The organism is Puia sp., assembly GCF_036500295.1.
GTDB lineage: Bacteria > Bacteroidota > Bacteroidia > Chitinophagales > Chitinophagaceae > Puia.
Window position 1 is genome coordinate 152345 of record NZ_DASYCH010000092.1, and the last position, 13634, is coordinate 165978.

Annotated in this window: 9 protein-coding genes; 7 read left to right on the forward strand and 2 right to left on the reverse strand. The window is 55.4% G+C overall.

Features of this window, described 5'->3' with window-relative positions; all coding sequences use genetic code 11:
* Nucleotides 1-23 precede the first annotated feature (23 nt).
* Nucleotides 24-4256, forward strand: coding sequence for a hybrid sensor histidine kinase/response regulator transcription factor (locus tag VGM48_RS17830; RefSeq protein WP_331581614.1), 4233 nt, complete (start codon nucleotides 24-26; stop codon nucleotides 4254-4256).
* A 412-nt stretch (nucleotides 4257-4668) separates the two neighbouring features.
* Here the strand turns inward: VGM48_RS17830 and VGM48_RS17835 are convergent, their stop codons facing one another.
* Together VGM48_RS17835 and VGM48_RS17840 are read right to left on the reverse strand one after the other, a co-directional pair.
* Nucleotides 4669-5235, reverse strand: coding sequence for an HdeD family acid-resistance protein (locus VGM48_RS17835; RefSeq protein WP_331581616.1), 567 nt, complete (start codon nucleotides 5233-5235; stop codon nucleotides 4669-4671).
* 40 nt (nucleotides 5236-5275) lie between these two features.
* Nucleotides 5276-6247, reverse strand: coding sequence for an NAD(P)H-quinone oxidoreductase (locus VGM48_RS17840; protein ID WP_331581618.1), 972 nt, complete (start codon nucleotides 6245-6247; stop codon nucleotides 5276-5278).
* A gap of 57 nt (nucleotides 6248-6304) precedes the next feature.
* Here VGM48_RS17840 and VGM48_RS17845 point away from each other — a divergent pair, with 57 nt between their 5' ends.
* From VGM48_RS17845 to VGM48_RS17870, 6 genes are all read left to right on the forward strand, one after another.
* Nucleotides 6305-7261, forward strand: coding sequence for a sugar phosphate isomerase/epimerase (locus tag VGM48_RS17845; RefSeq protein WP_331581620.1), 957 nt, complete (start codon nucleotides 6305-6307; stop codon nucleotides 7259-7261).
* Nucleotides 7262-7648: 387 nt separating this feature from the next.
* Nucleotides 7649-7993 carry a metalloregulator ArsR/SmtB family transcription factor gene (locus VGM48_RS17850; RefSeq protein WP_331581622.1) on the forward strand — a complete coding sequence of 115 codons (345 nt, stop codon included), beginning with the start codon at nucleotides 7649-7651 and terminating at the stop codon, nucleotides 7991-7993.
* On the forward strand, nucleotides 7974-9203 hold the full coding sequence (locus tag VGM48_RS17855) for an alpha/beta fold hydrolase (protein ID WP_331581624.1): 1230 nt from the start codon (nucleotides 7974-7976) through the stop codon (nucleotides 9201-9203). Before VGM48_RS17850 ends, VGM48_RS17855 begins: the two co-directional genes overlap by 20 nt.
* Before the next feature lie 121 nt (nucleotides 9204-9324).
* Nucleotides 9325-10497: an FAD-dependent monooxygenase gene (locus tag VGM48_RS17860; RefSeq protein WP_331581626.1), complete on the forward strand. Its 1173-nt coding sequence runs from the start codon at nucleotides 9325-9327 to the stop codon at nucleotides 10495-10497.
* 479 nt (nucleotides 10498-10976) lie between these two features.
* On the forward strand, nucleotides 10977-13088 hold the full coding sequence (locus VGM48_RS17865; RefSeq protein ID WP_331581628.1) for a TonB-dependent receptor plug domain-containing protein: 2112 nt from the start codon (nucleotides 10977-10979) through the stop codon (nucleotides 13086-13088).
* A gap of 10 nt (nucleotides 13089-13098) precedes the next feature.
* Nucleotides 13099-13629, forward strand: a complete 531-nt coding sequence (locus VGM48_RS17870; protein ID WP_331581630.1) for a YfiR family protein — start codon at nucleotides 13099-13101, stop codon at nucleotides 13627-13629.
* Nucleotides 13630-13634: the final 5 nt, after the last annotated feature.

Below are 13634 nucleotides of genomic sequence, written 5' to 3' on the forward strand. Positions count from 1 at the left end.
TTTGTTAGTGACGACTGCTTTTTATGCCAAACCTGAAGTGCTTACTATGCTTTTTCTTCCTGTTTGCTGCGGGCGGACTTTTGGGTCAACCGCAGGAGTATCTTTTCTCTCATCTTACCGTTACGGGAGGACTTTCCAATAATCATATCACGGGGATCTATAAGGACGCGCGGGGGTTCATGTGGTTCGGGACCGTTTCGGGGCTGAACCGGTATGACGGCTATCAGTTCCGGCAGTACCGGCACGATCCGCGGGACCGGTGGTCGATCGCCGATAATTATATTGAACAAATATTCGAGGGCCCGGGGGGAAAGATGTGGGTGGAATCGAGGACGGGGCGGTTTAATCTCTATGATTATGACCTGGACCGGTTTGACGTGGACTTTGGAAGTTATCTGCGGCAGTTGGGGTTGCCGGCCTTTCAACTGGTGACGGTGGTCGCCTCGCCGGCCTCGAAGGGGTATTGGTTTATTTATAAGGACAGCGGGGTCTACCATTATTTACCGGATGGGAAGATCGTTGCCTTGCGGCCGGGTAAAGATGGCGAAGCGGGGGCCGGTTTGGCGGCAAGCCCGGTGGCGACGGCGCGGGAGGACGGCAACGGAGACTGTTGGGTGTTGCACCAGGACGGCATCCTGGAGCTGATCGATGGGCGGCTGGGACGGGTCCGGTTTCGCAGTGACGCGTTACAGAAGGATTTTGGCAAGGCCCTGATCCAGTCCAGTTTGTTTATCGATGGGCAGAACGACCTGTGGATCTGTTCGAACGGGGTTTTCAAAGGGGTTTATTTCTTTCACCCGCCGACCGGGGAATGGCGGCATCTGGCGTTGGATGCCGGGGAACGGGTGCTCAACAGCAATATCGTGCTGACGGCTCTACAGGACCGAAACGGGGCCATCTGGCTGGCGACCGATCATGGCGGGGTGGATATCGTAGATAAGAAAAGCTTTTCGGTACGATTCGTAAGTCATATCGAGGATGACGGGAAGAGTCTTGCGGACAACAGTATTACTTCCCTTTACCGGGATGGGATGACGGGAACGGTGTGGATCGGCACTTACAAGGCCGGGCTAAGCTATTATCATCCAACCGATCTGCATTTTCCACAATACCGGCACGAACCGCGGAAGGCGGGCACCCTACCCTATGATGATGTCAACAGTTTTGTCGAGGATGGACAGGGGAATATCTGGATTGGCGGGAACGGGGGCGGCCTGGTGTATTTTGACCGGAAGAGGAACAGCTTCCGGCAATGGCTGCATGACGCGCATGATTACAATAGTTTGTGCAGCAATATCATTGTGAGCCTGATGCTGGACCGGGACGGCAAGCTTTGGATCGGAACTTATTTCGGCGGACTGGATTGTTTTGACGGCAAGCGGTTCATCCATTACCGGCATCGGGACGATGACCCCGCGAGCCTGGCCGATGACCGGGTCATGTGTCTTTGCGAGGACCTGGACCGGCAGATCTGGGTGGGGACACTGGCCGGGGGACTGGACCGGCTGGACCGGCGAAACAAACGTTTCTTTCATTATAAGAGCACCTTACCCAACTCGATCCGCAACGATTATATCTCATCGATCATCGCCGACGGCGAGGGGAATGTCTGGGCGGGCACGGGCTACGGGGTAGAGTTTATCGAACGGAATACAGGAGCGATCCGGCATTTTATCCCCGATGCCAGCCGGCTGAGCAGTAACAATGTAACCTGGCTTTTCCTTGACAGCCGCAAGAAGCTGTGGGCGGGGACCAGGGAGGGGCTGGATGTGCTGAGTGCCGACGGAAAGACCTTTCAATCTTTTACCACGGAGGACGGATTGCCGGACAATGCGGTACGCTATATCGCGGAAGACAGTCTGCACCGGCTTTGGATCAGTACGGCGAACGGGCTTTCGCGGATAACGGTGGTCGCACTGCCGGACCGGGCGGGTCTGACCATCCGCTGCCGGAATTTTCATGAGCCCGATGGATTACAGGGCCGGGAGTTCAATGAGCGGGCGGGGCTGGCGACCCGGGATGGGCATCTTCTCTTCGGCGGGCCGAACGGCTTTAACATGTTCCGGCCGGGGGATATCCAGCCGGAGCGAAAGACGCCGCCGATCCTGCTGACGGGATTGGACATCTTCGACAAGAGCGTGCATGTCGGGGATACGATGAACGGGCATGTCATCCTGACCAAAACGCTTTCGGAGACCGGAGAGATCCGGCTTCGGCATAAGGAGAATATTTTCTCCCTCGAGTTTGCCTCGCTTGGCTATATCCCCAATGCCACCAACAAATATGCTTATACGCTGGAGGGGTTCAACCATAACTGGCTGATCACGGATGGGAAGATCCGCAAGGCTACCTATACGAACCTGGATGCGGGGGAATATTTTTTCAAGGTGAAGGCTGCGGATGCGGATGGAGAATGGTATGACCGGGAGGCCAGACTGAAGATCGTTGTGCTGCCGCCCTGGTGGAAAACGCCTTTCGCCTATACGCTGTATGTCTTGTTGCTTGCCGCCAGCCTGTTTATCGCCCGGCAGATGGTGGTACAGCGGGCGAGGATGCGGTTTGCGCTGGAGAATGAGCGGCGGGAGACCCGGCGGATGCATGAGATGGATCTGATGAAGATCCGCTTCTTTACGAATATGAGTCATGAGCTGCGGACGCCGTTGACGCTGATCCTTGCGCCGGTGGACAAGCTGTTGGATCACGGGTCTTCGACCGACCCGCGGCGGCAGTATGAGATGATCCGGCGGAATGCGAAGCGGCTTTTGCATTTAGTGAATCAGCTGCTCGATTTCAGGAAGATGGAGGCGCGCGAGCTGAAGCTTCATTTGCGCGAGGGGGATGTGGTCCGTTTCGTACGGGAGACCGCACATAGTTTTGTGGATCTGGCCGAGAAAAAGAATATCTCGTTTGTCTATGATGCGGGGGATTGCCGGTCGCTTATCGCGAGGTTTGATCCCGACAAGCTGGAAAGGATCTTATTCAATTTATTATCCAATGCTTTCAAGTTCACGCCGGAGAATGGGTCGGTGCGGGTATTGGTGACGGTAGAGCGGCGTGAGGAGGAGAATGTGCTTTTGGCCATCAGTATCCGGGATACGGGGATCGGGATCGCGCCGGACAAGCAGGAGAAGATCTTCGAGCGGTTTTTCCAGAACGAGATCCCGGAGACGCTGATCAACCAGGGCAGCGGGATCGGGTTATCGATCACGCAGGAATTCGTGCGGATGCATGGGGGGCGGTTGTCCGTGGAGAGTGCGGTGAATGCCGGTTCCTGTTTTCGGGTAGAGCTGCCGTTGAGGGAGCTGCCGATGAGGGAACTGCCGCCGGTGACGTTACCGAAGGATGCGGGAGCGCTGGAGCTGTCGGCCGAAGGGATGGTCGTCGTGGGTGAGGGACCGGATGACCTTACCGGTGAGTTCGGGGAAGATGAGGCGCTGGAGGATGAGACGGCGGCGGGGATGGACTTGCAGGGGCCGCCGGCGAGGGCGCCGAAGGATGCGCCGACGATACTCATCGTGGAGGATAATGAAGATTTCCGGTTTTATCTGAAGGATAACCTGCGGGCGCATTATAAGGTGATCGAGGCTTCGGATGGGAAGGAGGGGTGGCGCAAGGTGTTGTCGGCGCATCCGCAGCTGGTGGTCAGCGATATCAGCATGCCGCATATGGATGGGATCCAGCTGTGCCGGAAGATCCGGACGGATGAGCGGACGAAGCAGATACCGGTGATCCTGCTGACGGCAATGGCCGGCGAGTCAGGGGTCCTGCAGGGATTGCAGACGGGGGCGGCGGATTATATCACGAAGCCGTTCAATTTCGAGGTGTTGCTGTCGAAGATGCGCAACATCGTCGAGTACAATGAGACGGTGAAGAAGACCTATCAGCGGCAGGTGCAGGCGGGTCCGGCGCCGGTGGAGGTCACCTCGGAGGACGATGTATTCCTGCGGGAATTACTGGGTTATATCGAGGCGGAGATGGGGAATGCGGAGTTGTCGGTGGGTGAGCTTTGCCAGAAGTTTCATGCGAGCCGAAGCACGTTCTACAAGCGGCTTTTACTGCTGACGGGGAAGACGCCGGTCGAACTGATCCGGCATATCCGGCTGAAGCGGGCGGCGGAGCTGCTGGAGAAAAGCCAGCTGACGGTGGCGGAGGTGGCGTATACGGTGGGCTTCAATAATCCGAAATATTTTACGCAGTATTTCAAGGAAGAGTTTGGGTGTATTCCCACGGCATGGAGGAAGGAGAAGGCGCGATAGGCTGCCGCAGTATCCGCCATGCCGACACGAAAAGCCCGCCGGGACTACCGGCGGGCTAATACATTCACTGTTAGGGCATTTTGTAACACAGTGGTTTCCACGGTTTGGATCGGGTTTCAAGGGGTTTGGATCTCACTTTGGTTTTTCAGGACACGGATCAGGGTACGGTTCATCGGAATTGGACTTGGATTTGGACCAGGGTACGGTTGGTTGCTTTTGACACTGTAAAGATGCATCGAAACGGGGGCGTGTTCCAACAAATCGGTGAGTCGATTTTGGGTGCTGATCGGTAAACTTAACGGGCATTAGGAACTTGTACTTAGTCCTGAGTAGTTCCCGAAGCATAAATCGTAGATTAACGAATGGCTTTCCCCACTTAAATTTCCATTTCCAGTTAATTATCCTTTTCCTTTTAAAGGATGAGGGTCTGCTCTTCGTCGTAGCTTCTTGTCCGGAATCGCAAGGCCAGCAGGATATTGGTGATGCCGGTAATGATCAGGGCCAATGCCGTCCAGGTCACGATGGTAAGGTAGCCCAGTTGTGGGAATTTGATGATGAAAAGCGCGAACAGGGCGATGAAGATGCCGCCGGCAAGGAACCAGCTCCAGGCGGCGAAGGCAAAATGGCGGAGCGTAAATGCGTAGAGGATGACGGAGAGGCCTCTTAGCAGGATCCAGAAGCCCACGAGGAACGGGAGGACGACGAGTGTGATGTCGGGGTAAGGCAGGAGGATGCCGCCGATGAGCAGATCGATGAAGCCGATGAGCAGGTGCCAGCTCCAATGCGGGAGGGTGCGGTTATAGAGCGCGAAGACGATATGGCTGATGCCCTGGAGGATGATTATGATGCCGAGGGCGAGGCCGATGGTTATGGTGGTGAGCACGGGATGGAAAAAGGCGGCACAGCCTGCGAGGATGAGCAGGATGCCGGTCAGGAGGAATACCCAGCCGTTACGGAGGCTTCTTTTTGGCAGGGCCATAGAGGTGTTTTATATAAGAAGGCAAAGCTTATGCCATTGGTTACTCCCAGGAAAGCATGATCTTTCCGGTATGCTGACCGGCGGCCATCAGCCGGTGCGCTTCGGCAGCTTCTGAATAAGGAAAGGTACGATAAATTAGCGCTTTGTAGCCGCCGGCGGCGAAGAGCGGCAAGACGTTTTCCCGCAGTTCGGCGGAGAGGGCTTTTCGCCAGGCGTAGTCGCGGCTGCGGAGAGTGCTACCGGTGATGACAAGCCGCTTGACCATCAGCTGATGGAGATTGATGTTAGGGGTGTTGCCGGCCACGGAGTTGATGTAAACGAGGCGGCCCTCCTCACGAAGGATGCGGATATTCTTTTGCAGGTAATCGCCGCCGACCATATCGAGGATGACGTCGATGCCGACCCCTTTCAGTTCTTCCCCAAAATCTTCGGTTTTGTAGTTGATGACGCGATGGGCCCCGAGGCTGAGGCAGATGCGGCCCTTTTCTTCCGAACCGACGGTGGTATAGACCGTGGCGCCGAAGGCTTTGGCAAGCTGGATGGCGGCGGTGCCGATGCCGCTGTTTCCGCCGTGAACGAGGAAATTCTCTCCGGCCCGCAGGGCGCCGCGCTGAAACACATTGGACCAGACGGTGGAAATGGCTTCGGGGAGGGCGGCGGCTTCCAGAAAATTGAAGTTGGGGGGTATCGGCAGGCATTGGCCTTCGCGGGCGATGGCATATTGGGCATAGCCGCCACCGGCGATGAGGGCGCAGACCTTGTCCCCGGGTTTCCAGGCGGTGACGGCCGGGCCGCAGCTTTTGACGATACCGGAGACTTCGAGACCGGGGATATCGGCGGGAACGCCCGGGGGCGCCGGATAGTTGCCCTCGCGCTGGATCAGGTCGGCCCGGTTTAGCCCCGAGGCTTTTACTTCAATGAGCACCTCGTCGCCGGTGGGCGCCGGGTCTTCGCGGTCCTGCACCTGAAGCACATCGGGGCCGCCGGGTTTGGTGATAACAATTGCTTTCATCAAATGACCTTAACATTCGAATTTCCATTATGTTTGTTTAACAAAAAGACTTGCTTTATGACAACCAGAAGAAATTTCCTCAAACAATCCGGCCTGGCAGCCCTTGCCGGGCTTGCGCTGCCCAAACTGGGACAAGCCGCTTTCTCCCCTTATTTTCCTGCCATGCCACCCGCAGGATTGCAACTTTATACACTCGGCGGCCTGATGGTCAATGACCCGATCAATGCGCTGAAGGAAGTGGCGGCCATCGGCTATAAAGAGGTGGAGAGCGCCGGTAGTGAGAAGGGAAATTTCTATGGATATCAACCGAAGGAACTGGCAAAGATCATCAGGGATCAGGGTATGCATTGGCGGAGCGCCCATGTGGGCGGAGCGCCGTTCAGTCCCGGGCAGATGATGAAGATGGCGAAGACCGCGCAGGACTCGGCAAGGATAAAGGCGATGGTCGAAAGAAATAAGAACCGGCCGAAGGCGCTCAACCTGAAGGAAAACTACCAGGAGCTGGCCGACAAGGCGGCGGAGGGAGGCTTGAGCTATCTGGTCTGTTCCAGTATTCCGGTGAATACCCTGGATGAGATAAAGATCGCGGCAGAGGTGTTCAGCAAGACCGGGGCGGCCTGTAAGAAAGTGGGGGTGCAGTTCGCGTATCATAACCATACCACGGAATTCGACCTGGTTGAGGGACACCGGCCATTTGATTATATTCTTTCGAACACGGATAAGAATGAGGTGAAAATGGAGCTCGACCTGGCCTGGGCCACCAAGGCGGGGCAGGATCCGCTCGAATTGTTCAAACAGCATCCGGGGCGGTTCCCGCTGTGGCATGTGAAGGACCTGAATAAAGACACCAAACAACCGACGGAAGTGGGCAACGGCTATATCGATTTCAAGCGCATCTTCGAGCATGCGAAGGATTCGGGGATGAAATACTTCTTCGTAGAGCAGGACGGGGCGCCAAAGCCGCTGGAAAATATAAAGACCAGCTTTCAGAATCTGCAGAAAATAGCGGTATAAGACCCGGGTTCGCCCATAGGGGGTTTCCCGTATTTTTCAGGCAATATCCGATTATTTTACCCGTTGTATACGCGGATATCGTTTCTTTATCCGTCATCCAGTGCGTGTATTCCATTGTCCTGACGAGCATGTAAAACAAGCTGACCCGGTCCACTGAGACCAGTCCATCTTCGTCGCTACCATAATGGGGGATACCGTTGAATCCGTACCGGGCACCATTCCTTATGAAAAACCGCGCGCAGTAGACCCTGACCAAAAGTTATTTTACTATGCATACCGGTTTTTAGCAAGCCGGCTCATTCAAAATGGGCCGGTTTTTTTTGGCTCAAAATAAATTTGCAAGCAAATGCTTGCGCATGTATATTTGCAAGAACATACTTGCATATTATGGATTACCGAAGAGATGTCTTTCATGCCATTGCGGACCCGACCCGGCGGGAGATCATTGGCTTACTGGCCAGGAGCCCGCTCAACCTGAATGCCATTGCGGAGAATTTCGATGTCAGCCGCCAGGCGGTTTCGCTGCACGTCAAGGTGCTTATCGAATGCGGGTTGATCGAGATCACCAAACAAGGGCGGGAGCGCCATTGTGCGGCAAGGCTTAGCCGGCTCAACGAGGTTTCTGTCTGGATCGAACAATATAAAAAGCATTTCGAGGAGAAGCTGGATACGCTTGATTCCTATTTACAAACATTAAAACAAAAAGACAAGCATGCCAAACGAAAGAAATAGTTCTACTGCCGACAGGGAGCTTGTGATCGACCGGCTCCTCAATGCGCCGGTGGCCCTTGTGTGGGAAGCCTGGAGCCGGCCCGAGCATATCAGTCACTGGTGGGGGCCGAAAGGATTTACCACTACCATGCATCTCATGGAATTCCGGCCCGGGGGACGCTGGGAGTTTATTCTTCATGGCCCGGACGGCACCGACTACGATAATAAGAGTGTGTTCCTGGAGATCGTTCCGGCCCGGAAGATCGTGTATGAGCATACCTCGTGGCCGCATATCATCGCCACCATCGAGTTCCTGGACAAGGGAGAATCGACTTCGCTTCGCTGGCATATGCTCTTCGATTCGCCTGAGGAGCTGACAAAAGTTGCACAGATGCATAAGGCCGCCGAGGGATTGAAGCAAAATATGGAGCGGCTTATCGCGTATTTGCCAACGATAGAGCCTGTATCCGGATCGGCGGCTGTCAATGGGATAAAGATGTATTACGAACGGCATGGGAAAGGCGGGGTGCCGCTGGTGCTATTGCACGGGGGTGGATCGACCATCGAGTCCAGTTTTAGTCAATTGTTGCCCTTGTTTGCGCGGCAGGGGGAAGTGATCGCCGTCGAGTTGCAGGCACATGGCCGCACGACAGACCGGCCGGAGCCGGAATCTTTCGAGCAGGACGCCGACGATGTGGCGGCGCTGCTGCGTCACCTGCATATTCCCAAAGCGAATCTCTTCGGATTCAGCAATGGGGGGACCACTGTGCTGCAACTGGCGATCCGGCATCCTGAGCTGGTCAATAAGCTGGTGAGTCTTTCGGGCGCCTATCAGCGGGAGGGATTTGTTCCCGGGTTCTTTGAAGGGTTTCCAGGCGCGACACTGGAATCGATGCCCGAGCCACTGCGCTCGGCATTTCTAAAAGTGACCCCGGACCAACAGCGGCTTCAGACGATGTTTGAAAAGGACGTGGCCCGGATGATGAACTTTACCGATGTAAAAGAGGAGACGCTGCGCAAGATCCAGGCGCCTGCCCTGCTGATGTCGTCCGATAAGGATGTGATAATACCTGAACATACTATGAAAATGGCGCGGGTGATCCCCAGGGGCCAGCTGGTGATCCTGCCCGGGGTGCATGGAGAATGTATCGGGGAGGTCGCGGCGGACCGGCCCGGCAATCCGTTCCCCGGCATTACGGCTAGCCTGGTCGGGGAGTTTCTGCGGGGATAAGGGGTACTGACCAGCACTGGGTTTTTGTCTTCACCGTCGCATCGCCGCCATTCGCCGGTCCTCCCCCACCCCTCGCCTTTTTCCGGTTGTACCGGCCTATTGCACGGGCTAGCTTCGTGGTATGAAAACGAAAAAGATCCTGATCTCCGGCGCGAGTATTGCCGGTCCGGCATTGGCCTTTTGGCTAAATCGCTATGGCTTTGAAACGACGATCATCGAACGGGCGCCGGTGCTTCGCCCCGGCGGCTATGCCGTGGATTTCCGCGGAGCGGCCATGGAGGTGCTAAAGCGGATGGAGCTGCTGGAAAGCATCCGCCGGTTCGAGACCAGGGCAGGAACGATCACGATGGTCGATGCGTTCAATAATAAGCTGGCCAGTATGCCGGATGGGTTTACCAGCGGGGAACTGGAGATCCTGCGTGGAGACCTGGCGAGGGTACTTTTCGAGGTGACGCAGTACGATACCGAATATATCTTCAACGATTCGATCACGAAGATGCGGGAGGATGAGGAAGGAGTGGAGGTAGAGTTCTTCCGCGGTGCACCGCAGCGGTTCGACCTGGTGATCGGCGCGGATGGGTTGCATTCGAATGTGCGCCGGATCGCTTTTGGCGAGGAGAGCCAGTTCGTGCGCGATCTGGGTCTGTATGTCGCAGTATTTACGATCCCGAATTTTATGAACCTGGGGATGAATGGGCTTTACTATGGCGAGGTCGGCAGGCGGGTGGGCATTTTCGGGGCAAAGAAAGGCACGGCGGCAATGGCTTCGTTCTTTTTTGCGTCCGACCCGCTGACCTATGACCGGCGGGATACGATGGCGCAAAAGGAGATCTTACGCAAACGGTTTAAGGACATGGGCTGGCAGGTACCGCGGTTGCTTCATTTGATGGACAGTGCGCCCGATCTTTATTTCGACTCGGTGAGCCAGGTGATGATGGACCGGTGGTCGAAGGGCCGGGTTGCGCTGACCGGCGATGCAGCGCATTGCGCTTCGCCGGCCTCGGGGATGGGGACGAGTCTTGCGGTGATTGGCGCCTATGTGCTGGCCGGCGAATTCAAACGGGCGAACGGCGATCATGTGGCAGCCTTTGACCGATATGAAGCGGCGATGCGCGGGATCGTGCACCGAAGTCAGAAGATGGCCAATGGGGCGAGCTGGTTTGTTCCCAACAGCCGGTTCAAACTCTGGATGAGCCACCAGGTGTGGAAGGTCCTGCCCTATACCCCCTGGAAGAACATGATGATCGAGATGCCGGCGAAGGTCGCCAACTCGATCGAGCTTTGCGGTTATTAAGAGAATGATCGCTGAAAAAGCCCGCCGGTGTTCCGGCGGGCTAAGTTCATTGGTTTCCACGGGGATCTTGGGTTAAAAAGGGGCTGGACGTTGGATCTTTTAGCAACGGGTTGTAAGGGTCGGGGCTTCGGGTACGGAAGGGTTAGGGTGTTTTGCTTTTGACCACACAAAGATGCGCCGGGAGATGGCCGGGACCTAATCTTTCGAGACCCGGTTTCTCCAATTCATCAATAACTTCAATCGCCAATAAGAAGGAATACCTACCTCCGAGTACTACCCGAAGCGGGGATCGTAACTATACGATGGCTTTGCGATACCACTCCTCACATTGGGGTGCCAATTCCCCAGACGCTGTCGGGGAGACAGCGGATAAATTATGATTTTCAATACTATAGAGATAAAACCATGCCAGCCGGCGGAGAAAAAGGGCGGCTTGTTTTTTGAACATCCACAGCAGGCCCTGAATACAAGCATTGCTCATGAACTGCATACCCCGTTATTTCCTTTGTCTTTTGCTGCCGATTGCCGCCCGGGCGCAGGCAGATACAATTCCCGAGGTGAATAAGCTGATGGGGCTCAGCCTCGAACAGCTGATGAACATCAAGGTAGTGACCGCTTCCGGCTTCTCGCAAACAGCGGCGCAGGCACCCTCCACGATAACGGTCATCACCTCGCAGCAGATAAAAGTGCGAGGGTACGAGCAGCTGGAAGATGCGCTGCGGGATGTACCCGGCATCGATATGATCCATATCAACGGATATGCCCCAACGCTGATCTATTTCCGTGGGATGTTCGGAGCCGAGAACCTGCGGGCGCTTTTGATGATCGACGGGATCGCCGAGAACAATATCATCGGCAGCAACGATATGGCCGGTCCGGCCTATAGTCTGCACGATGTCGACCACATCGAGATCATCTGGGGTCCTGTATCGGCGATCTATGGCGCCAATGCATTCGGCGGAGTGATCAATATCATTACCAAAAAGGGGCAGCAGATCAACGGGTTTCATGCGGAGCAGGGATTCGGAAGCTTTAACACCCTGTTCGAAAAGGTGAGTCTTGGCGTGAAGCAGGGCAACTGGGAGATCGCCGCCTCGGGAACGCTGTATAACTCGGCCGGTCCGGTCTTCACCAACCGGGATCCGGACTATTCGGGGTCCTATATCAAAAATGCCTATGGGCTGAGAGGTGCCATCAGCTATTATGGAGGACGAACGGTGACTACGCTGGGGTACCGGGAGTACCGGACACCGATGGGTTGGGGAACCTATTCCAACAGTCCGACTACCTATCTCGGGCTACCGCCGCAGGGCAACGGTAATTCGGGTTTGGTGGGCATCTTGTCGAGCAATATCCGCGGGGAGCAGTCGGGGCTCGATGATGCTTTTTTGCGAACGCTTTATCTCCAAACCGCGGTGAAGGCCAACGACCGGCTAAATCTTTTTGGCCGGATGGTCTACCGGGAGACCGGCACAGGAGAAGACAGCTATGTTTATGTCACTACAGACGGATCGCATCTGATCCGGGCAAAGATCGCAACCTGGAGTAACCGGATCTCCGGCGAGGCCGCCGCCAATTATCAAATAGCCGATAATCAAAAGCTGTCCGGGGGCATCCAGCTATACCAGGACAACGTGGAAAAGGGAAGCCGGGCCTCCACTTTTGATCCGACAGAATATGTTGTAGACGGGAAGGACACCGTTACGAATCTGCGGTCGACCTATCTGCCGCGCGTTTATGACATCCGCAACAATTTCGGCAGCTATCTTCAATATGTGCTCGAAGCGCCTTTCCTGAACAGGACGACGGTCACGGCCGGGCTGCGATATGACTACAACAGTTATTTCGGGTCGACTGTCAGTCCGCGGGTGGCCATCGTTGATGAAGCATCGGATAAGCTGACGTTCAAGCTGCAATACGGGCATGCGTTTCGCGCGCCGACCAACCTGGAGATCTACCAGACCGGGCGCAACTTCAAGTTGACGACGGAAAAGATCGTTAGCTATGAGGCGAATATGATCTATGCCTTTTCCGGGCTTGTCAGCGCTCAGCTCAACGCCTTCCACAACGATCTGTCGGACGTTATCATCCTCTCCAATCTCTCGGGACTCAACCCCAACAAGAACCCCGGAGTCATCCATGTCACGGGATTCGAGGCCGTGTTCAATATCAAGCCGTCAACCCTATTCTCTGCGTTTGCCAATTTCACCTACCAGGACGCAATGAGCACGAATCTGACGACGGACGCTTCCGGCAAAACGCCGGGTGTGGCAACGGTGAAAGGAAATCTGGGGATCACCGGTTATGCTACCGATGTATTCAGTGTTACGCTTTCGGGCAACTGGGTGGGACAGCGGATCTCACCGAAGACCGATCCTTATGGACCGGTAGCCGGATATTTCTTAACGAATCTGGTGCTGAGTACAGGAAAGATATTCGACAAACGGATCAGCGCCAGCGTAGCCGTCCACAATCTTTTCAACACCCGATGGCTGGACCCGGGGTTTCGGACGGCCGACGGAGTTTTGTACTCGACGGTTTTGGAACAACCCCGGCGGACCGGAACATTTAAAATCTCCATCACGCTATAGATTACCGGCATTGCGCGCTTCCATTCACTATACAACCTTTATCATCGCCGCAGCGTTCGTTCTCTTTGGAGGGAGGGCAGCGGCACAGCAAGGGGAAACCGAGCCCAATCTCAAGGCGGCCTATATCTACAACTTCACCCTGTATATCAACTGGGAGGTCGACGGGGATGGGGAGGATTTTATTATCGGGGAGATGGGTTATTCGAATCTCGATTCGGCGTTGGGGACCATTGCGAGGAATTACCTGGTGAACAACCGGCGGATCGTTCTGCGGCATTTCAGGAGGCCGGAGGATATCGACTACTGTCAGGTGCTTTTTATCCCGGCAGGATATGGATTTCCGCTGCGTTCCATTCTTGGAAGACTGGGGAAGGGGGTGCTCACCGTCGGGGAGCGAAAAGGGTACGCCAGGGATGGTGTGGCTCTGAACTTCGTGGTGGTCAACGAGAAACTGAAATTCGAGGCCAATGAGAAAGCGATGAACAAAATGGGATTGAAAGCGAGCAGTCAGCTGCTGAAGCTGGCCATCCTCGTCAATTAAACGAC